We start from the raw sequence: 22,407 nt of genomic DNA, 5'->3' as shown, positions 1-22,407 counted from the left end.
CGGTCAGGATTCCGGGATCGCCGCCGAAACCCCGAGCCGGTCCAGTAACGCGAACAATTCGTCGCCGATTCCCGGCGCGGCAGCCACCACCAGCTCCCCGGCGGCGCCGGTGGTCGCCATCGGGGGCAGCCGGAGCATCGCCCCGGCCTCCGCGGCGATCAGCGCGCCGGCCGCCCAGTCCCACGGATTGAGCCCGTGCTCGTAGTGCGCGTCGACCCGCCCCTCGGCCACCATGCACAGATCCAGGGCGGCCGCGCCGATGCGGCGGATATCGCGGACGTGCGGTAGCAGCTCGGCGACATACGCCGCCTGCCGGGTACGGCGTGGTACCGCATAGCCGAATCCGGTCGCGACCAGCGCCAGCCGGGCCGACCGCACCGGATTGCAGCGCAGCGGGATATCGGTCCCGTCCATCCCGATCCGGCTGGCTCCGAGCCCGGCCCCGGCCGCATACAGCGTCGAGGCGGCGACATCGGCCACCGCACCGGCGACCGGCCGGCCACCGCGGACCGCGGCCACCGAGACCGCGTAGGCGGGTATGCCGTAGAGGAAGTTCACCGTGCCGTCGATCGGATCGACCACCCAGACCACGTCGTCGGCGCCGGCCGCGGCGAGATCGCCGCCGCCCTCTTCACCGAGGATGTGGTCCGCGGGGCGCACCCGTGCCAGTTCGTCGCGGATCAACTGTTCGGTCTCGGTATCGACGACGGTCACCGGATCGGTCACGGTGCTCTTCGTGCGGACCGCGGCATCGGACACGCCGCCGGGTCCGAAGACTTCCGGGCGACGAGCGCGGACATGGGCGGCGGCGATACCGGCCAGGTGGGTCGAGATCCGGCGCAACAGTGCCGCGTCGGCGGGAGCGGGTTCGGCGGCAGCGGTAAGGGACCACATCGATTCCTGCACGCCTACCATCGCAGCACAGATCCTGCGGTCCGGGCATCCGGGCGCGCACATTAGTCTTGTCGTGCACACCACACCGGCCCGCGTGGGCCCGGGGGCGGTATCGCGAGGCCGGGTGGCGGACCAGCGCCTCCGCGAGGTTCTCGCGTGGCCCGGCCGGCGCGCCGGGGCAGGTGCGCTGCAGGACGACATCATCCAGCACAGGGAACGAGGGAACCCGCATGTCTCGACGGCACGCGTTCGGGATCGATATCGGCGGTAGCGGCGTCAAAGGCGCCGCGGTCGACCTCGAGACCGGGGAACTCCGGCACGAACGCATCAAGATCGCCACACCGCATCCGTCGACACCGGACGCGGTCGCGGGGGCCGTCGCACAGTTGGTGGCCAAGGCGGATTGGGACGGCCCGGTAGGGCTGACGCTGCCCTGCGTCGTGCTCGACGGCGTCGCCCATACCGCCGCCAATGTGGACAAATCCTGGATCGGCACCGATGCCAGATCCCTGTTCTCCGACGCGCTCGACGGCCGCGAGGTCACCGTGCTCAACGATGCCGACGCCGCGGGACTCGCCGAGGATTCCTTCGGCGCGGCCCGCGATATCGACGGCCTGGTACTGCTCCTGACCTTCGGCACCGGCATCGGCTCGGCCCTGCTGAACAACGGCAGTCTGGTACCGAACACCGAGCTCGGGCATCTGGAGGTCGGCGGAATGGAGACCGAACACCGCGCGGCGGCATCGGTCAAAGAACGGGAAGACCTGAGTTACCCCGAGTGGGCGACCCGGGTCAGTACGGTGTTACGCGGGCTGGAAGACCTGTTCTGGCCGACGGTGTTCGTCGCCGGCGGCGGGATCAGCCGCGATGCCGACCAGTGGATTCCGCTGCTCACCAACCGCACCCGGGTGGTCCCCGCGGACCTGCGCAACACAGCGGGTATCGTGGGCGCCGCCATGGCTGTCGATGCCGGAATCACCCCCTGAAGATGTCCGCCGCACGGGCAAGGGCACACTGGTCGATCGTTACAATGGAAGGACCCGGCGGTGAGCCGGACACCCGACCGGCGATTTAGCCGGTAAACCCGACAGACCGCTCCGCCGGAATACTACTCTGGCGTGACGCCGCACGAGACCGTCACGAAAGGGCGTACGTGGTAGCCACGAATACCCGTCAGACAGCCGAATCGGCCGACGCCGAGGCCACGGAAGTTCCCGCGGCACGCCCGGCCCGTAAGGCCGTGGCCAAAAAGGCCCCGGCCAAGAAAGCCGTAGCGAAAAAGGCCCCTGCGAAAAAGGCCGCCGCCAAGAAAGGCGCGGCCAAGAAGGCTCCTGCCAAGAAGGCCGGCAGCGCGGGCGCCCCCGGCCCGGGCGAGGAACAGCCGGACGACGACTCGCTCGATGTGGCGGATCTCGGAGACCTCGAGGTCTCCGAGGACGATCTCACCGACGAGGGCGACGAGCTGGTCGCGGAGGTCGCCGAGGAGGAACCCGAGAGCGAGGCGGACGGGACCTCCGAGCCGACCGCCGCGGACAAGGCCTCCGGTGATTTCGTCTGGGACGAAGAAGAGTCCGAGGCGCTACGCCAGGCCCGCAAGGACGCCGAACTCACCGCCTCCGCGGATTCGGTGCGGGCCTACCTCAAGCAGATCGGTAAGGTCGCGCTGCTCAACGCCGAAGAGGAGGTCGAACTCGCCAAACGGATCGAGGCCGGCCTCTACGCGGCCGAGAAGATGCGCGAGTTCACCGAGGCCGGGGAAAAGCCGCCGGTGACCATCCGCCGCGATTTCAACTGGATCATCCGCGACGGCAACCGCGCCAAGAACCACCTGCTCGAGGCGAACCTGCGCCTGGTGGTATCGCTGGCCAAACGCTACACCGGCCGCGGGATGGCGTTCCTGGACCTGATCCAGGAGGGCAACCTCGGCCTGATCCGCGCGGTGGAGAAGTTCGACTACACCAAGGGCTACAAGTTCTCCACGTACGCCACCTGGTGGATCCGGCAGGCCATCACCCGCGCCATGGCCGACCAGGCCCGCACCATCCGTATCCCGGTGCATATGGTCGAGGTGATCAACAAGCTGGGCCGTATCCAGCGCGAGCTGCTCCAGGATCTGGGCCGTGAGCCCACGCCGGAGGAACTGGCCAAGGAAATGGATATCACCCCGGAGAAGGTGCTGGAGATCCAGCAGTACGCCCGGGAGCCCATTTCGCTGGATCAGACCATCGGCGACGAAGGTGACAGCCAGCTCGGTGATTTCATCGAGGATTCCGAGGCTGTTGTCGCGGTGGACGCGGTCAGCTTCACCCTGCTGCAGGACCAGCTGCAGTCGGTGCTGGAAACCCTGTCCGAACGCGAGGCGGGTGTGGTGCGGCTGCGGTTCGGTCTCACCGACGGCCAGCCGCGGACCCTCGATGAGATCGGGCAGGTGTACGGGGTCACCCGCGAACGGATCCGGCAGATCGAATCCAAGACCATGAGCAAACTGCGGCACCCCAGCCGCTCGCAGGTCCTGCGCGACTACCTCGACTGAGCGTCGCACACGGCCCGGTACGCCACGGCCCCTGAACACGTACGGAACCACCGGTTCCCGCGATGCTCAGGGGCCGTGGCGTACCCGGACCCGGCTCCCCCTCCGGTCCAGACCCGAGCGATGCGGGGGTGTGTTCGGTACGACTGCGGATCGTTATTTCGATGGACGCCACGCGCCGCGCCGTGTGCTGTGATGAAGAGATGCAACGATGGTCGGCGTTATCGGCGACGGCAAAAGACATCGTCATCGCGATCGGGTGGTTCGTATTCGGGGCCCTGCTGTATCTGGCCGGCTTCCATATGCTGTTCGTCTCCGCCGATGGGCCGTCCACACCGTTGGCCCCGCGCTTCGCGATTCTCGCGCTGGTGTGCGCGGTACTGCTGGTGCGGCGCCGGGCACCGATCACCGCGATGGTGGTGGGGCTGATTCCGCTGGCGTTCGATCTGATGCTCGGGCCGACGCTGCCGGTCTGGCTCGTCTACACCGATTTGATCTACGCGGCGGTCGTGTACGGCACCTACCGCCAGATGCAGGGCGCGGTGGTCGCATGGCTGGCGCTGTCGGCCACGGCCGCCGGAGTGGTGCTGGCGATCACGGAGAACTGGCGCTATATGGTGCTGGCGCTGGTCCTGGCAGCGGCTTTCGTGGGCACGTCGCTGTGGTGGGGGCTGACGGTACGCGCCCACAAGGACGCCGCCGAGGCCGAGCGCGCCCGCGGCCGCGCTCTGACCCTGGTGGCGGAACTGGACCGCCGGGCCGCAGTGGCCGACGAACGGAAGGCCATGGCCCGCGATCTGCACGATGTGATCGCCGGTCATCTCTCGGCGATCGCGCTGCAGTCCGAGGCGGCCATCGCCGGACTCGACGGGTCCGACCCCGACCGGCGGCTGGCCGGGATCCTCGCCGCCATCCGCAGCAACAGCGTCGAAGGGCTGCGGGAGATGCGGACCATGATCGGGTTGCTGCGCCGGGACGACGATGCGCCGGAAATCACCGCGCCGGGCCGGCTCGCGCAGTTGTCCCAGCTGGTGGCCGCGGCCCGGCAGGCGGGAATGCGGGTGCGGGTGCGACAGCAGCTCGGCACCCTCGTGCCGGCCGGCGCGGTCGATCAGGCGGCCTACCGGATCATCCAGGAGGCCGTGACCAATGCGATGAAACACGCACCGGGACAGGAGATCGATATCGACGTGCACACCGAGGCCACCGCGCTCGTCCTGGCGGTGCGCAACCCGCTCGCCGGCCCGGCGATCCGCCCGGACGCTGCCAGGGCCACGGTGCGCCGCGGAATGACCAATATGCGCGAACGGGCGGCGGCACTGGGCGGCACCTTCCGTGCCGGACCCGAATCGGGGAGCTGGTGGGTGCGGGCCCGGCTGCCACTCACCGCGGTCGCGGAGCCGGTAGGGAAACCGGGATGACGATCCGGGTCCTCATCGCCGATGATCACGCCGCCATCCGGGTGGGCCTGCGCATGATTCTCGACACAGCCGACGATATCGAGGTGGTGGGCGAGGCCGCGGACGGCGAGGTGGCCCTGGCCCAGGCACGTGCGCTGCGCCCGGATGTGGTGGTGATGGACGTGCGGATGCCGGGCGTGGACGGCATCACCGCGACCGCCCGGATCACCGCCGGCGACCTCGCCCGGGTGCTTGTCCTGACCACCTTCGACCTGGACGAATACGTGTTCGAGAGCCTCCGGGCGGGAGCCGGCGGTTTCGTCCTGAAATCCGCGTCCGGCCCGGACCTGATCGAGGCGGTCCGGCGGGTGGCCGCCGGCGACGGCGTACTCGCGCCGGAGATCACGCGCACGGTGATCGATGCCTTCGCGGGCGCGGCCACCGCGCGACCGCAGCCGCCGGCGGGACTGGCCGATCTCACCGGCCGCGAACGCGAGGTGCTGGACTGCCTGGGCGCCGGCTTGTCCAATGCGCAGATCGCCGCCCGGCTGTTCATCGGGGAAACGACGGTGAAAACACACGTGTCCCGGGTGCTGACCAAACTGGGGATGCGCTCCCGGGTCCAGGCGGCGATCCTCGCCCGGGAACTGAGCGCGGAACGGTGAATCCGCACGGTCCCGGAAAACCGCCGCTCAACCGGTCAACGCCGCGTACAGCCCGTCCGGGCCCGGCCGATACTCTTCCACCCTGATCACCGCCGATACCGGCAGCGGGCCGTACAGGTGCGGGAAACGCAGCGCGGGATCGTCTCCGGGCACACCGGGCTCCCAGCGCACCGGGGCAGCCAGCCGCTCCGGGTCCAGCCGGAGCAGCAGCATATCGGCGCGGCCGGCGAACAAGCGGTTGGCCGGAAGGTGCACCTGGTCCGGTGCCGACAGATGCACGAACCCCTCCGTCTCCAGCGAGAGCGGCCGGTGGGCACCGGCTTCGCGCGCGGTGGCCCACTCAGCGGGAGTACAGAGGTGAACAAGGGTGTGAGTGTCACTGGGCACGGGTAACCTCCGATACACAACTCGACAGTCGTCCGGAGCAGCGGCCTCTCCCGGTTTTCCATGCCCGGCCCGCGGTGTTCGCCACAGGCGGAAACCGCTGGTCGTGTTAGGGAAAACACAGTGGTTCGCCACAGGGAACAAACCCGAAGCCCCGAACGTCTGACAGAGTAGTCATACCACTGCTGGGAAGTAGCGGAAGCGAGCCCGCGGAGTGACCACGGGCCTCACACCAGGTGAACGGTCTTTGTGCCGGAAGCCAGGACGGAGGAGTCATGCCAGGAACCCTGACAAGCACCCCACTGACCGCGGTTGATCGCTGCGATCGCTGCGGGGCGGCTGCCCGTGTGCGTGCCGTTCTGCCCGCAGGTGGCGAGTTGCTCTTCTGCCAGCATCACGCGAACGAACATATGGAACGACTGCGCGAACTGGAAGCCGTGATCGACACGGAATCCGCTCCCGCTCTCTGACCGTCCTCGCGTCCGACACAACAGCATCGAACAACTGAAGACCGCTTTTCCGTGGCGGGCGACCCTCCGGTCGCCCGCCACGGGTTATCCGGGCAGGATCGCGTCGATCAAGCGCTCGAGGCCGTAGTCGAAGTCTCCCTCCGGGTCGCCCGGGGCCTGATACAGCTCACCGACAGCGGCACCCACCCGGGTGGACAGCGGATAGTCGACGGCCGGCATCACCTCGCTCAGCACCGGCCCGTACGCCTCCCACCACTCGGCATCCGATTGTTCCCGGGTGCTGCGCACCGCGGCGAGCGCGGTACGGGCGTTGCCGGTGGCGAATTGGGTCAGCACCGCGATCACCCGGTCCATTTCGGGATCGTCGAGTCCCGCATCGGCTACGGCGGCCAATTGCCGCTCGTAGCGGCGCATCCGGCCCGGACCCAGCACCATCCGCCACGACGGGACCTCGAAAAGCCAGGGATGCGCCAGGAATTCATCCCGGATCTGCCGGGCGACGACGATCAGGCGGTCGCGGACCGGCAAGTCCGCAGGGATGGGCGTGTCCGCGGCGGCGACGGCGTCGACCATCAGGACCGTGAGTGCGTCCTTGCTGGGCACATAGGTGTACAGGCTCATGGGCCGTAGACCCAGCTCCGCGGCGACCGCCCGGATAGACACCTTGTCGTAGCCTTCCCGGTCCGCCAATCCCACCGCGGCCGTGACGACATCGTCCACGCTCACGGTCTGCCGCGGTCCCCGCCCACCCTTGCGGGGTGGCAGTTCGTGCCGCCAGAGCAATTCCAGCAGTGTCCGCGCCGGATCGGCATCCCGGCTCACCACAGCCCCCGGTGCGTACGGACGCGACGGAACGTGGGGTGCCGCACAGGAAGGCCCGCGCCGTCCGCCCGGCCCGCCCGCGGGATGCCCGCATCGGAAGGCCGTCGATCGCAAGGGTTGCTGTCCATCGATCTCCTTCCACCGGCGCGGCCCCGATGCGGGCCTGTCCGGGCACTGCGGAACAAATCCGGTACCGTACGCGTTCGAATATTACTCCGTACGCAATACGATGATTTTGGGGGTGCACCCTGCCGACCACCGAGACCACCTATCTCCCCGACCGGCACATGTTCGCGCTGTGGACCTGGACCGGGTCCGAACCCGGCCCGGCCCCACAGGGAATCGGCGACACTGCGACCCTGCCGCTGGTCGTGCCCGGCGGCACCCTGGCTCAGGCTCGCGCCGGCAGCGCCACCCTGCAGGTGACACCGGTCCGCTGCGCATTGGTCGACCCCGAGGGGTTCGCCGCCGTGCCGGTGGAACGACCCGGACCATCCACGCGCGCCTGGCGGGCGACCCTCGCCGGCGAACCCGCCCGGATGCCGGTCGCCGGTCACGCAGTACCCAACGCCCAGGGAACCGCCCTCGTGGACCGTGAGCACGCCCTGTCGGTCCTCCGGGACACCACCGGAGTAGCCGCGGAACTCCGCACTGCCCTGCAGGCAGGACTGCGCCCCTACCAGGCTCGGGGTATCGGCTGGCTGCGGGAAACCGTCGCGCGCCACGGCGGCGCGATCCTCGCGGACGAGATGGGTCTGGGCAAAACGCTGCAGACCATCGGCCTGCTGACCGGCCGGGCCGGGCACGGAGCCCAGCTGGTGGTGTGCCCTACATCGCTGGTGGGCAACTGGGTGCACGAGATCGCTCGTTTCGCACCCGGCCTGCAGGCGGTGGCCTGGCGAGGCGGGAACCTCGACGCCGCGCCGGGGACCGTGGTCGTCACCGGCTATCCCGTCCTGCGCCGGCACGGGAGCCTGCTCACCGGAACCGCGTGGACCACCGTCGTCTACGACGAGGCCCAGGCACTGAAGAATCCGCGGACCCAGGTCGCCAAGGCGGCCCGGGCGGTACCGGCGGCCGCGATCGTCGCGCTCACCGGCACCCCGGTGGAGAATCACCTGGACGAATTATGGGCCCTGCTGCACCTGGTGGCGCCCGGTATCTTCGGGCACCGCACCCAGTTCCGGCGGCGCTTCGTCAAACCCATCGAGGAAGGTTCGGCCACCGCGGCCGCCCGGCTGCGGGACGCGGTCGAGCCGGTGCTGCTGGCGCGCCGCAAGGACCAGGTCGCGGCATCGCTACCGGCCAAGATCCACGCGGATCTGCTCTGCGATCTCACACCGGAGCAGGAGCGGCTGTACGACAGCCTGCTCGACCGCGCCGCGGACGAGGGATTCGGCGCCGGCGCCCAGCGGCAGACCCGGATCCTGGCAGCGCTCACCGCGTTGAAACAGGTGTGCAACCACCCCGGTCTGGTGAACGGCGATACCGATGAGCTGGCCGGGCGGTCCGGAAAACTCGATCTGTGCACCGATATCGTGTCCGGCAACCTCGAGAACGCCGCGCCGACACTGATCTTCACCCAATATCGGGGCACCGGAGAGCTGCTGGTGCGGCATCTGAGGGAACGGTTCGCGATCAGTGTGCCGTTCTTCCACGGCGGTCTCTCGCAGACCGAACGCGCGGCCATCGTCGGCGAATTCCAGTCCCCGGCGGGCCCGCCGGTGCTGGTCCTGAGTCTGCGGGCGGCCGGCACCGGGCTCACCCTCACGCGGGCCGCCGATGTGATCCATTTCGACCGGTGGTGGAATCCCGCGGTCGAAGCCCAGGCCTCCGATCGGGTGCACCGCATCGGCCAGACCCGCACCGTCACGATCACCACACTCACCTCGGCGACCACCGTGGAAGAACACATCGCGGATATGCAGCGCCGCAAATCCGCACTCACCGAACTCGGCGCCGGCACCGGGATCGCCGATCTGGCCCGGCTCGACGACGACCGGCTGCTGGAAGTGCTGCGGCGGAAGCGAGGGAGCTGAATGGCGGACAACGAATTCGGATACACGCGGTGGGGTATGGACTGGGTCCGGCTGGCCGAGCCGCTGCGCCAGACCCGGCCCGATCCGCTGCTCCCTCGCGCCCGCAGTATCGCCCGCAACAACGGTGTACGGACCGAGACCGAGGGCCGGATCGTGCGGTCGCATATCCACCGCGGGGGTCAGGCCTCGATCACCCATATCGAACTAGCGCCACTCTCCCGGCCGGCGGTCACCGCCCTGGCGACAATCGTCGGCACCGAGCCGACAATGCCGACCGACGATATGTACTCCGCCGCGATGGACGCCGGCGTCTCGGTAGCGCCCGAACCGGCGGCGATCGATTGCTCGTGCACCGCCCGCACCGCACGATGTGTCCACGTACTGGCCACCTTCTACGAGCTCGCCCGCCAGGTGGACGAGAACCCCCGGTTCGGCCTGGACCTCCAGGGCTACGGCCGGGACCCGGCCCCGGACGATTCCGCACCACCGACCGAGAGCCCCCGCTGGATAGCGCTCAACACGGTGGATCCCGCACAGTTCTTCGAGGCATGACAGCGTCCGGTGACTCGTGTGGGTGATCGGACACCGTCTCCGGCACCCCGGAAAGTCCGGTGGTTCGCAGCTGACCGGCCGCCGGTTCGCAGTGGTGCCCGACCGCGGGATCGCCGTCCTCCTCGGGCGTCGCCGGTGCTCACTCCGTGTGCACCTCTCCGCTGAGGCGCCGGGGCGGGTGATGATGGTGGTTGCTCTCGGTGGTGTACCGCGGCCTCGCCGGTGGTGATGCGCTCATCGGGCTTGCTGCAGTCCGAGCAGGGTGTTCAGCGCGGCAGTACCGCCCAGCAGAGATCCGGAGCGGGCGTCTATCCGGGTGGCGCGGGCCGTCAGCGCGGCTGCCAGATCGTCCCACCGGCGCCATCCGCGCAGCTGTGGAACCAGCTGACGTAGCGGTTCGATACCGTAGCCCGCCAGCCGGAGCTGGTGGACGAGTCGGGCGGCCCGTACATCGTCCGGGGTGTAGCGGCGGGCTTCCCGGCCGGTACGGCGATGCGGGACGACCAGCCCGGCAGCATCCCAGTGCCGCAGGGTCGACGCGCGGACGCCGAGCGCCCGTGAGAGCTCGGAAATGCTCATCGCGTCGCCCGGGCCGATATCGCCGAGCGGTTCGTCGGCGATGGCCCGGGCCGCCGCACGGGCCGCATCGAGGTCACGGCGTTCGCGATCCAGCCGGGCATGCGCGGAGTCCAGCAGCGCGAACAGCCGGCTGATATCCCCCGAATGCGCCGCGCGCAGGATCGTCTTCGCCGTAGCTGGGTCGGTACCGGCCGCGAACTCGCGGTACGCGCGCGCAGACCACACGTGGGACTCGCCGTAGGTCCGGTACCCGGCCGGTGTCCGGGGCGCGGCGGGCAGCACACCGTCGCGCTCCAGGTTGCGCAACTGCTGAACGGAATACCCGGTGCGGCGCGCCAGCTCCGCGGTGCGCAAACCCGCCGAGTTGCGGCTTTTCACGCCATCACCTGTCGATATCTGGCCGGAAGTCTCCACAAGCACATCAATGTAACGCTGGAACTCATGACCATCGACGAGATCATCGGATATATCGCCGCATTCGACGGGGTACTCACGCTGCGACCGGGCCCCGGCGACGGATCGCCCGAACTCGCCTGGGGCGATACGTTCTTCTACTACGCCCCCGACGGCCGGATCCCGGCGCGGACCCAGCCGTTCGCGACCATCGTCACCAAGGACTACCCCGGCGACGAGAGGTCGCGCTTGAACCGGCCGGGAACCTTCCGGCTGAACATCGGTGTCGGCGCGGAGGTTTTCCGGGCGCGGACCGGCCGCGCTCCGCGGGACGCGAATTCGATCGACTACGACCCGAGCGTGGCCGATACCCTGATCGCCCACCCCGTGTACGGGACCGCGGGATGGCTGGCCGTGGTCGACCCGGGACCCCGCACGGCACCAACGATTCGCGAACTCATCCGCACCGCTCACGATCGCGCCCGCGCGGAGCGAACCCGGCGGTGACCCGCCCGAACCGTGCGGGTCGGTGACGTGCACCGGTCACCGGCGGGGTGACCACGGCGACCGGTTCCGGCTCACGCATTGGTTCCGCTGTCCACCGTCACGAACGAACCGGTGATGCTGCGTCCCGCGGCACCGGCCAGAAAGGCGACCGCCGCGGCGATATCGTCGGCGGCGCCGAAGCGTCCCAGCTACACCACCCGGACGGAGAGCGTCCGCAGCTTCCTGGTCGAAAAACGCGGTGGAACCGCGGCGGATATTCGCGCCCGCCTCGATCGCGGCGTGGCCGCAGGCGACCTGCCCGCCGATACCGACACCGGCGAACTCGCCGCGTTCTACACCACGGTCCTGTACGGACTGTCCATCCGCGCCCGCGACGGCGCGCACCACGACGAACTCACCAGCGCCATCGACCGCGCCATGGCCGCCTGGCCGGCCCCACCGAAGGATTAGGCGTACCGGCGAACACCGGAAGACCTATCCGGGCTCCGGATCACATACGGCGCAGCGCGGCGATACGCTCGCCCAGCTGGTCGGCCGTGGCCAGGGCCGTCGGCGGGCCCCCGCACTGACGGCGCAATTCGCCGTGGATGACCCCGTGCGGCTTCCCCGTGCGGTGATGGTGCATGGCGACCAGGCTGTTCAGTTCACGGCGCAGCTCTCCGAGTTTGTCCGCCGTCGCCACTCGTTCGGCGGCGGCATTACCGGCCGGCCCGGGTGCTGGTGCGGGCACGGACGGTTCGGGCTGGGACCGATCCGCGACCTGTTTGGCCTGTCGTTCCCGCAGCAGCGCCCGCATCTGCTCGGCATCGAGCAGACCCGGGATGCCCAGGTAATCGGCTTCTTCCGCGCTACCGGAAAACGTTGCCGTACCGAACGAGGAACCGTCGTAGATCACCTGGTCCAATTCGGCGTCCGCGGCGAGGGGGACGAATGCTTTCTCCTCCTCGCCGGGTTCATCCTTCTGCTTGTTCGCATCGATCAGCAGCTCGTCGTCGAGACCGTCCTTCTCGCGGTGCGGTTTACCGATGACATGATCGCGCTGGACCTCGAGCTGCGCGGCCAGGTCCAGCAGCACCGGCACCGAAGGCAGGAAGACACTGGCCGTCTCGCCGGTACGCCGGGAACGCACGAACCGGCCGATGGCCTGGGCGAAATACAGCGGCGTGGAGGCGCTGGTGGCGTATACCCCGACGGCCAAGCGCGGGACGTCGACTCCTTCCGACACCATCCGCACCGCGACCATCCACGGCTGATTCCCGGCGGCGAACTCACCGATCCGGGCCGAGGACGTGGGGTCGTCGGACAGCACCAGCACCGGCTTGTTACCCGTGAGATGTTCCAGCAGTTCGGCATAGGACCGGGCGCGTTCCTGATCCGACGCGATCACCAGACCGCCGGCGTCGGGCATCCCCCGCTCGCGCAGCTGCGCCAGCCGCATATTCGCGGCGCGCAGGACGGCATAGATCCAATCGCCCGCGGGGTCGAGTGCGGTGCGCCAGGCCCGGGCCGTCTGCTCGGCGTTCAGCGGTTCACCGAGACGGGCCGTGTACTCCTCGCCCGCGCTGTCGCGCCAGTGCGCCTCACCCGAATAGGCGAGGAAAACCACCGGGCGCACGACCCCGTCGGCCAGCGCCTCCGAGTAGCCGTAGGAGTGATCCGCGCGCGAGCGCGGCAGCCCGGCCTCGTCGGGTTCGTAGGTGATGAACGGGATCTGGCTGTCGTCGCTACGGAACGGGGTACCGGTGAGCGAGAGCCGGCGGGTGGCATCGCCGAAGGCCTCCGCCACCGCGTCGCCCCAGCTCTTCGCGTCACCGGCGTGGTGGATCTCGTCCAGGATCACCAGCGTGCGCCGGTTCTCGGTGCGCACCCGATGTTTGAACGGATGCGCAGCGACCTGCGCGTACGTCACGACGACGCCGTGGTAATCCCCCGATGTACCACCGGTCGAATTGGAGAAATTCGAGTCGAGCGCGATACCCGCGCGCGCCCCCGACTCGGCCCACTGGTGTTTGAGGTGCTCGGTCGGGGCGACCACGGTGATCTGGTCGACCGTACGATCGGCCAGCAGTTCGGCCGCCACCCGCAGCGCGAAGGTGGTCTTACCCGCCCCCGGGGTCGCGACCGCGAGGAAATCACGCGGTTTGGTGGCCAGATACCGGGTGAGCGCGCGCCGCTGCCAGGCGCGCAGGGAAGCGCCCGGAACTTCCGTCGCAGTGGCGCCACTCGCATCGGTCACGGAGACAAACACTAGCGGCCGTCGCCGTGATGGCGCCAAACCGGCACGGGCGGCGCGACAGGTGTCACACCGCGGAGCTGCCGGTTACCGGCGATTCACCTGCCGACCGCCGACACGTTCGCCGTGCGCCACACCACAGGGTGGCCGGGTAGGCGATGCTGGACTGATCATGCACAGCTACGGACACGAACCAGGGACCGCGCCGGCGGCTACCTCGTGGCTGCGCCGTGCCCTCGTCCAGACCCGGCGCCTGATCGTCCGGGTGGCCGTGAAATCCTGGAACGACTCGATATTCGCCAAATCGGCCGCCGCGGCCTTCTGGCAGACCCTGTCGCTGGTCCCCCTGCTGTTCGGCCTGCTGGGCGGTCTGGGCTACGTGAGCGGCCTGTTCGGGCCGGACACGGTGGAGATCGTCGAATCGAAAATCCTGACCTTCAGCCGTGACCTCTTCAATCCCAGCGTGGTCACCGACCTCATCGAGCCGACCGTCCGCGATGTCCTCGGCCAGGGCCGCGCGGCATTCGTCTCGGCCGGCTTCGTGCTCTCGCTGTGGGCGGGCTCGTCGGCCATGGCGACCTTCGTCGACGCGATCGTCGAAGCACACGACCAGAAGGACGCCCGGCACCCGGTCTGGCAGCGCATATTCGCCCTGCTGCTGTACGTGCAATTCCTGGTCGCCGCGGTGTTCATCCTGCCACTGGTGGCGCTCGGGCCGGTACTGATCGGCCGGATCCTGCCCGACGGCTGGCGCGAACCCGGGCTGCGGCTGATCGACGCCTTCTACTACCCCGCGGTACTGCTCCTGCTCATCGTCGGCCTGGCCACGCTCTACAAACTCGCCCTGCACAGTTCCCTGCCCTACCACCGGCTGTTCTGGGGGGCGCTGTTCGCGGGGATCTTCTTCATGGCGGCCAGCGAGGTGCTCCGCCGGTATCTGACCCTGATCACCCGGACCGGGGTCACCTACGGCGCGCTGGCCACCCCGATCGCTTTCCTGCTGTTCACGTTCTTCCTCGGTTTCGCGGTGATCCTCGGCGCCGAGTTCAACGCGGCCGTCCAGGAGTTCTGGCCCGCGCGAGCCACCCGGATCGAACAGTTCAAGGCGTGGCTGGCCAAACGCCGCGATCCGGACTCGGCCGACGCCGACCGCGAACCAGCGGAACCGGGTGCGCACCGGATCCCGCCGCATCGGCGCGGACACCACACGCACACGCGCGAAGACGGCACCGGTGGGACACCGGCGCCGCTGACCACGCGCTGATCCTGCGCTCAGTCGCCCTTACGCAGCTGCTCGTAGACCTTCTTGCAGTCCGGGCAGACCGGCGAACCGGGCTTCGGTGAGCGGGTCACCGGGAAGACTTCGCCGCAGAGCGCGACCACCATGGTGCCCATCACGGCACTCTCGGCGATCCGGTCCTTCTTCACATAGTGGAAGAATTTCGGCGTGTCGTCACCGGTGGTCTCGTCGGTGGTCGTATCGGGGCGAACCAGAGTATCGGTACTCACGCACTCCATGATGCCGTACGGCGGCGATGTCCTCACGCACGCGGGCGACCCACCGGGGTTACGCCCGAGTCCCGGGAGTGCAAGACTCGAAGGTATGCAGCAGCACGGCGAAGACTCCGGGCGCGGCTCGGAGCATATCGACGCCGGTGCGAGCGGACTCGGTGACCAGGAACACAGCGGTACACCGCGGCCGGCCCGTCCCGCCCGTTCGTCCGGATATTTCCCCGGCGACGACGCCAGGCATGCGGCGCTGATCACCGAGGCGGCACCGTCCTTCGAAGACCAGCACCGTGCGCGCGTGCGCCGGTACACGATAATCATGGCGTTCCGGATCCCGGCGCTGGTCCTGGCCGGAATCTCCTACGCCGTCTTCGAGAACGGCCTGATCGCGTTGCTGATCATGGTGGCCTCGGTCCCACTGCCGTGGATCGCGGTGCTCGTCGCCAACGATCGCCCGCCGCGGGACAAGAACGAACCCAGCCGCTGGGACCGGCCGCGTCCCGCGCTGGAGGAACGCCGCCACGACGCGATCGACGGGTAGCACAACGAACTCCGTCCGGCTGCCAGGGCCGTAACGCATGAGTGGCAGAGTACGGCTGTGCCCACCTACGGATCGACCGTCCGATCACCGCTGACCGCTCTGTGCCCGGACCTGCGTACGGCGCTGACCCGCGTGGGATACACCGCCGACACCCTGCTCGAGGTACTGGGCGCCGAAGCGCACAGTGCGCTCGGGCGCGGCGAGCCCGTCCCGGTGCGGCGCATCGCTCGCTCGGCCGGCGACCTGGGCACGCTGATCCGGCTGCTGCTGCTCGGTGATGCGGTCGCCGAACACGAGGTGGCCGCGGCGCTGGCACCGGTGCCGGTGGCCGACGCGATCGCGGCCGGGCTCCTGAGCACCGACGGCCACCGGGTCCGGGCGGCCCTGGATCTGCGCCCGCTGGACAGTGGCGCGGGTACCCGCTGGATCCTTTCCGATCTCGACGATTCGATGCACCGCCGCACGCTGACCGAGGACCATGTGCTCGGTGTGGGCCATGCCTCGCTGTCGCTGCTCCGGGCGACGCCCACCGCCCCGGTCGGATCGGTACTGGACCTCGGCACCGGCTGCGGTGTGCAAGCGGTCCACGCCGCGACGTATGCCCGCTCGGTGACCGCCACGGATGTCAATCCGCGGGCGCTGTGGCTGGCCGAGGCCACCGCCGCGCTGAACGAGCTCGAACTCGAACTGGTCGCCGGCTCGTGGTTCGATCCGGTCGCGGGACGCCGGTTCGATCAGGTGGTCGCCAATCCGCCCTTCGTCGTCGGTCCCGCCCGGGTCGAGCACACCTACCGCGATTCCGGGCTCGCCCTCGACGGCGCGAGCGAACTGGTGATCTCCCGCACCCCGGACCTGCTCGCGCCCGGCGGGACGGCGACGGTACTGGCCGCCTGGGTGCACACCGAGGACGCGGACTGGCGGCAGCGGGTCTCGGGCTGGCTGCCCGCCTACGGTATCGATGCGTGGGTCGTCCAGCGCGATATCGCCGATCCCGCGCTCTACGTCGGTACCTGGTTGCGTGACGCCGGACTGGACCCGCGGAGTGCGGCCGCTCAGGACCGGGCCGAGGAATGGCTCACGGCCCTGGACGACGCGGGTGTCACCGGTATCGGCTTCGGGTTCGTCTACCTGCGCGCGATCGACGGACCGACCGAAGTCCTGGCCGAAGACCTGACCCACGGATTCGACGATCCGCTGGGAGCGGAGGCGCTCGCGTATTTCGAACGGTCCGCTTGGTTACGTGCGGTGGTCGCGGATCCGGCCGTGGCATGGCAGTCCCGGTACCGGGTCGATCCGGCGACCGCGCTGGAACGCGTCTCGCTGCCCGGCGACGACGGCTGGGAGCATCGGGTCGCCCGGCTCCACCGGGGCGACGGGCCCCGGTGGCAGCACGAGGTGGACGAGACAACCGTCTCCCTGCTGGCGGGAATGCGGCCGGACGGCCTGCCGTTGTACGAACTGATCGAACTGCTGGCACTGTCCCAGGGTTCCGACGAGGTGACCCAGGAGTTCGCCGCGGCGGCGCTGGGAGTGGTCACCGGTCTGGTGCGGCACGGACTGGTACACCCCGTCTGAACGGCTGAGCCCGACCGCGGCCCCGGGGCCGAAACCGAGGCCGACCTCCCTTCGCGGCAGTGGCACCACGTTTCCCGACCAGTGCCGTTCTCAGGAACTTCTCAGAACGTCACAGCGGAAACCGCAGTTCAGAGCGGTTTATCCGCGCCCGGTGAGGGAACTTTCCCTATGTCGGGTCCGTTGTTCGGAGTGAGACACCACCGACAGGAGGCAAGTCATGACAAGCCCCGCCACCACTCGTGTGCGCCCCAGTGATACGGACCTCGACGCCCAGAGCCCCGCCGCCGACCTGGTACGCGTGTACCTGAACGGGATCGGCCGGACCGCGCTGCTCACCGCTGCCGACGAAGTGGAACTGGCCAAGCGCATCGAGGCGGGTCTCTATGCCCAGCACCTGCTGGAGACCGGCAAGCGACTGTCGGCGACCCGCAAGCGTGATCTGGCGATCGTGGTCCGCGAGGGCCAAACGGCACGGTCGCACCTGCTGGAAGCCAACCTGCGCCTGGTCGTCTCGCTCGCCAAGCGGTACACGGGCCGGGGGATGCCCCTACTGGACCTGATCCAGGAGGGCAATCTCGGCTTGATCCGGGCGATGGAGAAGTTCGACTACGCCAAGGGCTTCAAGTTCTCCACCTACGCGACCTGGTGGATCCGCCAGGCCATCACCCGCGGTATGGCCGATCAGAGCCGCACCATCCGGCTCCCGGTTCATCTCGTGGAACAGGTCAACAAGCTGGCCCGGATCAAGCGGGAACTGCATCAGCAGCTCGGCCGGGAAGCCACCGACGCGGAACTGGCCGCGGAATCGGGTATCGCGGTGGAGAAGATCGCCGATCTGCTCGACCACAGCCGCGATCCGGTGAGCCTGGACATGCCGGTCGGTAACGACGAAGAAGCCCCGCTGGGCGATTTCATCGAAGATTCGGAAGCGACCTCGGCCGAGAGCGCGGTGATCGCCGGCCTGCTGCACCACGATGTCCGCAGTGTGCTGAACACCCTGGACGAACGGGAACAGCAGGTCATCCGGTTGCGCTTCGGCCTCGACGACGGCCAGCCGCGCACCCTCGACCAGATCGGCAAGCTGTTCGGGCTGTCCCGGGAGCGGGTCCGGCAGATCGAGCGCGAGGTCATGTCGAAGCTCCGCAAGGGTGAGCGTGCCGACCGGCTGCGTGCCTACGCCAGCTGAACCATCCAGCAGAACCGAGACCACGATGACCGGCCACCTCGGCCGGTCATCGGTGTATACGGCACCGCATCATCTGCCGCTGATCGACGCTCCGGATACCTGACCGCCGAGCGCGGGGCCCCGCCGCCACCGCAGCAGTACGGCGTCATCCCAGACGCCGTGGGCCGGTGTCGAATCGGCTCGGCTGCGGGCCGATCCGGGCCCGGGCGTACAGAATCGCGGCCGATTCCGGGCTGGCCAGCACCGGCTCGCAGGACAGCTCGCGCATCTCGGGAAGATCGTCGAACAACGCCGAAATCCGTCGGGTCAAGTCGATCAGCGCCACCTTGTCGACCCGTGGGCTCGCCGGGGTTCCGTTGAGCAGCGGCGCCGCCCGCGGCGCATCGATCAGGGCCGCGGCTTCCTCCGCGGACAACGGCAAGGCGCGGTAGGCGCGGTCGCCCAGCAATTCGATAATCGGCCCCGACAGGCCGAATTCGATCACCGACCCGAACGCGGGATCGTCCTGCACCCGCAGCACACAGCCGACTCCCTTGGGCGCCATCCGCTGAATATGCAGGAGCGGATCCCCACACAACTCGACCAGGTCACGGTAGGCCTGGCGCACCGCTTCCGGCCGCCACAGATCCAATCGCACCCAGCTCATATCGGGCCGGCTCCGCCACCCCTCGTTCGTCGCCTTCGCGGCGACCGGATACCCGAGTTCCTCCGCCGCGGCCACCGCTGCCTCGATATCGCGCGCCGCCCGGAACTCCACGACGGAGATACCGTAACAATCCAGCAGGGCCACGGTTTCGTCGTCGGCCAGCCATCGTCCGTCCGGGGAGCCCATCCATCCCGCCATCAGCGTGACAGCCCGCTCGCTGTCGATACCGGCGGGTCGACCGGAATCGGCACCGGGCCGGGCAGCACCGTCCGGAGCGTGTGCCACCGGCTGGTCCCGCCAGCGGGCGTACCGCTGGACCCGGGCCAGCGCGCGCACCGCACGCGCCGGGTCCGGGAACGACGGGATGGAACCACGGACCGCCGCCGCTCCCGGCCCGCGCACGGCGAGCAGATCGGGAATACCGTCCCCACTGGCGAACGTGGTCAAGACCGGCTTTGCTTCGGGGGCCGCTGCCACGGCCGCCCGGATCGCTTCCGCGTAACCGGTCTGCGGCAGTGGAATCGGCGGGGCGAAAATGACGATCACCGCGTCGGTCTCGGCACTGTGCAGCGCGGCGGTCACGGCGGCGAGGTAATCCGCGGGAGTCGCCTGCGGGCCCAGGTCCACCGGTTCCGCCGCGCTGAGCCCCTCGCTGCGCGCGGCATCGGACGTGAGCCAGTTGAGGGCCGTGCTGTTACCCACGATCGCGGGGCGCGGACCCCGCGGTAGTGGCTGATAGCCGAGTAGTGCGGCGCAGTCGAACATCTCCGAGATGGATTCCGCCTGAACGACACCGGACTGGGCGAACAGGTCGCGGACGATGGCGCGGTCCAGCGATCCGTCCGAATCCCCCCGCGCGGCAAGCCGGCTCGGACTGACGGCGACGATCGGCTTGTTCCGGGCGACCCGGCGCGCGATCCGGGAGAACTTGCGCGGATTTCCGAAACTCTCCAGATACAGCAGGATCACATCGGTATCGGCATCGGTGTCCCAGTACTGCAGGAGGTCGTTACCGGACACATCGGCGCGATTCCCGGCGGAGACGAACGTGGACAAGCCCAGGTTGCGAGCCGCCGCCTCGGCCAGGATCGCCACCCCCAAAGGCCCGGACTGGCAGAAGAACCCGATCCGCCCGCGGCCGGGTAGCACCGTGGCCAGCGTCGCGTTGAGCCCGACCGCCGGATCGGTGTTCGCGATCCCGAGGGCGCTGGGACCGACCACCCGCATCCCGTGCCCGCGGGCGGCCGCGACCAGATCCGCTTCGGCGGCGCGGCCCTGCTCCCCGGTTTCACCGAACCCGGCCGACAACACCAGCAGACCCTTGACCCCCTTGGCCATACAGTCGTCGAGCACCGAGTCGATCGCGGCCGCCGGTACCGCCACCACCGCGAGATCCACCTCATCCGGGATATCACGCACCGTCCGATACGTGTGCACCCCGCGGACCGAACGGCGTTCGGGGTTCACCGGGTACACCGCGCCCTGGAATGTGCCGTCGAGCAGATTGGCCAGCACCACCCCGCCGACCCGCCCGGTACTGGGAGTCGCGCCGATCACCGCCACCGACGCCGGCGCGAGCAGATTGCCGACACTGCGTGCCTCGGAGGCCCGCTCGCGCGCATCACGGACCGACCGCAGCGCCTCGGTCGGGTCGATCGCGAATTCCAGGTGCAGCACCGAACCATCCCGGCTGCGTTCCACCTGGTAACCCGCCTCCCGGAACACGGTGACCATCACCGTGTTCTCGGCCAGCACCTCGGCGACGAAGGTTTCGATCCCGTTCTCCGCCGCCGCCCCCGCCAGATGTTCGAGCAGGATCGAACCGAGACCGCGGCCCTGGTGCCCGTCGGCGACGACGAAGGCGACTTCGGCGGCCCGGCCACCCGCCCGGTCGAGCAGTTCGTACCGGCCGACGGCGATGATCGACTCGCCGAGCACGATGACCAGCCCGACGCGGTCGCGATAGTCGACATGCGTGGTGTAGTGCAGGTCTTTCGGCGAAATCCGCGGATACGGACCGAAATAGCGCAGGTAGCGAGTGCGCTCGGACAACGCGGTGTGGAAACGCTGCAGTTCGTCGGCGTCGTCCGGCGTGATCGGGCGCAGCCGCACCACACCACCGTCGGAGGCCAGGACATCGGCGTGCCAGTGCTGGGGCGCCGGCGCGGGATCGTCGGGTACACGGTCGGCGGGGTCAGTCACGCGGGTCCTCCGGGTCCAGGCCGAGCGGGCCGAAGCTGGCCCGGCGAGTGGCGAGAACGGCGGTGTCGACCGCGCGCTGCGCGCGGTCCACCCGGGCGTCCCCGGTTTCCGCGGTCCCCCCCGGCCCGTCCCAGCGCTGGAACGCGATATCCACACCATCGCCCATGGTTCGGGGCGGCGATATCCGCGGCCTGTCGGTATGCACGAGATCGATCCAATCCTGCGGTATCGCGGTCGCCGGGTCCACCGGGCGGTCGAGCGCCAAGGCCAACAGGTGGGTCCAGGCTCGCGGAACCACCCGCACCAAGCCGTACCCGCCACCACCGACGGCGAGCCAGCGACCCTCGGCATAACGATCGGCCAGATCCCGCATCGCGGCGAAAGCAGCCCGCTGACCCTCGATGCCGAGTTCGAGGTCGGCGAGCGGATCCTCGCGGTGGGTGTCCACCCCGCACTGGCTGATCACCAGCTGTGGCCGGAACGCCGCCACTGCCCCGGGCACCACCGCGTGGAAGGCACGAAGCCACTGCGGATCGCGGGTGCCGGGCAACAGCGGGAGGTTGATCGCGGTACCGTCGCCGGGCCCGCTACCGGTTTCCTCCGGCCAGCCGGTGTTCGGCCACAGCGTCGCAGGGTGCTGGTGGATCGACAGGGTCAGCACCCGCGGGTCCCGGTAGAACGCGTGTTGTACCCCGTCGCCGTGGTGCACGTCCACATCGATATAGGCGATCCGGTCGAAACCGTGGTCGAGCAGCCAGGAGATCGCGACCGCCACGTCGTTGTACACGCAGAAGCCGGCCGCCCGCCCCGGCATGGCATGGTGCATCCCGCCACCGATACTCACCGCCCGGCGGGTGGTACCCGCGGCGATCGCCCGCGCGGCGGCCAGGGTACCGCCGACGATCACCGACGACGCCTCGTGCATGCGCGGGAACACCGGGTTGTCGGCCGAACCGAGCCCGTACGGCAGGTCCGCGGGCTCCTCGCCCGGTAGCGCCGCCGGTACCGCGTGGCGCACCGCGTCGATGTAGTCCGCGGCGTGTACCCGGAGCAGATCGGCGGTATCGGCCGGGTCCGGCCGCAGCGTCTCGATCCCGTCCAGCACACCGAGCGACTGTGCCAGTGCCATGGTGTACCGCAACCGGACCGGTTTCATCGGGTGTTCGGGGGTCCAGGAGTAGTCCAGGAACCGGTCCGTCCACACGACGGTCGCGCCCGGGCCGTCACCCTGATCTGCCTCCGGTGCTGAAGTGGCCATGATCGCAACCGTATCGGGAAGG

At 69.3% G+C, this 22,407-nt stretch carries 22 protein-coding genes; 13 read left to right on the top strand and 9 right to left on the bottom strand.

Annotated elements, in window-relative coordinates; all coding sequences use genetic code 11:
* Window positions 1–3 precede the first annotated feature (3 nt).
* Entirely contained in the window at window positions 4–915 is a 912-nt protein-coding gene (locus tag ACIA75_RS13890; protein WP_397103635.1) for an inositol monophosphatase family protein, read from the bottom strand.
* A gap of 209 nt (window positions 916–1,124) precedes the next feature.
* On the opposite strand from ACIA75_RS13890, the gene ppgK reads away from it, so the two are divergent.
* The 4 genes from ppgK (at window position 1,125) to ACIA75_RS13870 (ending at window position 5,489) form a co-directional block, all read left to right on the top strand.
* Window positions 1,125–1,880, top strand: a complete 756-nt coding sequence (ppgK, locus tag ACIA75_RS13885) for a polyphosphate--glucose phosphotransferase (RefSeq protein ID WP_397103633.1) — start codon at window positions 1,125–1,127, stop codon at window positions 1,878–1,880.
* Window positions 1,881–2,047: 167 nt separating this feature from the next.
* Window positions 2,048–3,427 carry an RNA polymerase sigma factor gene (locus tag ACIA75_RS13880; protein WP_397103631.1) on the top strand — a complete coding sequence of 460 codons (1,380 nt, stop codon included), beginning with the start codon at window positions 2,048–2,050 and terminating at the stop codon, window positions 3,425–3,427.
* A 161-nt stretch (window positions 3,428–3,588) separates the two neighbouring features.
* Entirely contained in the window at window positions 3,589–4,845 is a 1,257-nt protein-coding gene (locus ACIA75_RS13875; RefSeq protein ID WP_397103629.1) for a sensor histidine kinase, read from the top strand.
* Complete coding sequence (locus tag ACIA75_RS13870) at window positions 4,842–5,489, top strand: response regulator (protein ID WP_397103627.1); 648 nt, start codon at window positions 4,842–4,844, stop codon at window positions 5,487–5,489. The genes ACIA75_RS13875 and ACIA75_RS13870 overlap by 4 nt, the downstream gene beginning before the upstream one ends.
* A 27-nt stretch (window positions 5,490–5,516) precedes the next feature.
* Here the strand turns inward: ACIA75_RS13870 and ACIA75_RS13865 are convergent, their stop codons facing one another.
* Entirely contained in the window at window positions 5,517–5,876 is a 360-nt protein-coding gene (locus tag ACIA75_RS13865; protein WP_397103625.1) for a DUF952 domain-containing protein, read from the bottom strand.
* A gap of 272 nt (window positions 5,877–6,148) precedes the next feature.
* Here ACIA75_RS13865 and ACIA75_RS13860 point away from each other — a divergent pair, with 272 nt between their 5' ends.
* Window positions 6,149–6,343 (top strand): hypothetical protein, encoded by a 195-nt coding sequence (locus ACIA75_RS13860; protein WP_067664704.1) that lies wholly within the window; start codon window positions 6,149–6,151, stop codon window positions 6,341–6,343.
* 84 nt (window positions 6,344–6,427) lie between these two features.
* Here ACIA75_RS13860 and ACIA75_RS13855 read toward each other — a convergent pair whose 3' ends face one another.
* Complete coding sequence (locus ACIA75_RS13855; protein WP_397103622.1) at window positions 6,428–7,165, bottom strand: TetR/AcrR family transcriptional regulator; 738 nt, start codon at window positions 7,163–7,165, stop codon at window positions 6,428–6,430.
* A gap of 287 nt (window positions 7,166–7,452) precedes the next feature.
* Here ACIA75_RS13855 and ACIA75_RS13850 point away from each other — a divergent pair, with 287 nt between their 5' ends.
* Window positions 7,453–9,204, top strand: a complete 1,752-nt coding sequence (locus ACIA75_RS13850) for a DEAD/DEAH box helicase (protein ID WP_397103620.1) — start codon at window positions 7,453–7,455, stop codon at window positions 9,202–9,204.
* Window positions 9,205–9,756, top strand: a complete 552-nt coding sequence (locus tag ACIA75_RS13845) for a hypothetical protein (protein ID WP_397103618.1) — start codon at window positions 9,205–9,207, stop codon at window positions 9,754–9,756. It begins immediately after the preceding gene.
* Between the two features lie 234 nt (window positions 9,757–9,990).
* Here the strand turns inward: ACIA75_RS13845 and ACIA75_RS13840 are convergent, their stop codons facing one another.
* Window positions 9,991–10,713, bottom strand: a complete 723-nt coding sequence (locus tag ACIA75_RS13840) for a MerR family transcriptional regulator (protein ID WP_397103616.1) — start codon at window positions 10,711–10,713, stop codon at window positions 9,991–9,993.
* A 63-nt stretch (window positions 10,714–10,776) separates the two neighbouring features.
* On the opposite strand from ACIA75_RS13840, the gene ACIA75_RS13835 reads away from it, so the two are divergent.
* The gene (locus ACIA75_RS13835) at window positions 10,777–11,235 is read left to right on the top strand and encodes a DUF6194 family protein (RefSeq protein WP_397103614.1); all 459 of its coding nucleotides are present in this window, start codon (window positions 10,777–10,779) and stop codon (window positions 11,233–11,235) included.
* A 71-nt stretch (window positions 11,236–11,306) separates the two neighbouring features.
* Here ACIA75_RS13835 and ACIA75_RS13830 read toward each other — a convergent pair whose 3' ends face one another.
* Window positions 11,307–11,375 (bottom strand): hypothetical protein, encoded by a 69-nt coding sequence (locus ACIA75_RS13830; protein ID WP_397105287.1) that lies wholly within the window; start codon window positions 11,373–11,375, stop codon window positions 11,307–11,309.
* On the opposite strand from ACIA75_RS13830, the gene ACIA75_RS13825 reads away from it, so the two are divergent.
* Window positions 11,350–11,685, top strand: a complete 336-nt coding sequence (locus tag ACIA75_RS13825) for a hypothetical protein (protein ID WP_397103612.1) — start codon at window positions 11,350–11,352, stop codon at window positions 11,683–11,685. The genes ACIA75_RS13830 and ACIA75_RS13825 overlap by 26 nt on opposite strands.
* Before the next feature lie 40 nt (window positions 11,686–11,725).
* Here the strand turns inward: ACIA75_RS13825 and ACIA75_RS13820 are convergent, their stop codons facing one another.
* Window positions 11,726–13,471, bottom strand: a complete 1,746-nt coding sequence (locus ACIA75_RS13820) for a DEAD/DEAH box helicase (RefSeq protein ID WP_397103610.1) — start codon at window positions 13,469–13,471, stop codon at window positions 11,726–11,728.
* A gap of 169 nt (window positions 13,472–13,640) precedes the next feature.
* Between ACIA75_RS13820 and ACIA75_RS13815 the strand changes: the two genes are divergently transcribed.
* On the top strand, window positions 13,641–14,732 hold the full coding sequence (locus tag ACIA75_RS13815) for a YihY/virulence factor BrkB family protein (RefSeq protein WP_397103608.1): 1,092 nt from the start codon (window positions 13,641–13,643) through the stop codon (window positions 14,730–14,732).
* An 8-nt stretch (window positions 14,733–14,740) separates the two neighbouring features.
* Here ACIA75_RS13815 and ACIA75_RS13810 read toward each other — a convergent pair whose 3' ends face one another.
* A complete protein-coding gene (locus ACIA75_RS13810) occupies window positions 14,741–14,977 on the bottom strand; it encodes a DUF3039 domain-containing protein (protein ID WP_397103606.1) in 237 nt (78 codons plus the stop codon).
* Between the two features lie 94 nt (window positions 14,978–15,071).
* Between ACIA75_RS13810 and ACIA75_RS13805 the strand changes: the two genes are divergently transcribed.
* The 3 genes from ACIA75_RS13805 (at window position 15,072) to ACIA75_RS13795 (ending at window position 18,279) form a co-directional block, all read left to right on the top strand.
* Window positions 15,072–15,518: a DUF3099 domain-containing protein gene (locus tag ACIA75_RS13805; RefSeq protein WP_397103604.1), complete on the top strand. Its 447-nt coding sequence runs from the start codon at window positions 15,072–15,074 to the stop codon at window positions 15,516–15,518.
* Between the two features lie 57 nt (window positions 15,519–15,575).
* Window positions 15,576–17,093 carry a methyltransferase gene (locus tag ACIA75_RS13800; RefSeq protein ID WP_397103602.1) on the top strand — a complete coding sequence of 506 codons (1,518 nt, stop codon included), beginning with the start codon at window positions 15,576–15,578 and terminating at the stop codon, window positions 17,091–17,093.
* 217 nt (window positions 17,094–17,310) lie between these two features.
* Complete coding sequence (locus ACIA75_RS13795; RefSeq protein ID WP_397103601.1) at window positions 17,311–18,279, top strand: sigma-70 family RNA polymerase sigma factor; 969 nt, start codon at window positions 17,311–17,313, stop codon at window positions 18,277–18,279.
* A gap of 145 nt (window positions 18,280–18,424) precedes the next feature.
* Here ACIA75_RS13795 and ACIA75_RS13790 read toward each other — a convergent pair whose 3' ends face one another.
* Window positions 18,425–21,127, bottom strand: coding sequence for a GNAT family N-acetyltransferase (locus tag ACIA75_RS13790; RefSeq protein WP_397103600.1), 2,703 nt, complete (start codon window positions 21,125–21,127; stop codon window positions 18,425–18,427).
* Window positions 21,120–22,385: an acetoin utilization protein AcuC gene (locus ACIA75_RS13785; protein WP_397103599.1), complete on the bottom strand. Its 1,266-nt coding sequence runs from the start codon at window positions 22,383–22,385 to the stop codon at window positions 21,120–21,122. Before ACIA75_RS13785 ends, ACIA75_RS13790 begins: the two co-directional genes overlap by 8 nt.
* Window positions 22,386–22,407 lie beyond the last annotated feature (22 nt).

This window comes from Nocardia sp. NPDC051750, assembly GCF_044453135.1.
In the GTDB taxonomy this organism is placed as follows: Bacteria; Actinomycetota; Actinomycetes; order Mycobacteriales; family Mycobacteriaceae; genus Nocardia.
This window is presented reverse-complemented; position numbering and strand designations above follow the sequence as displayed.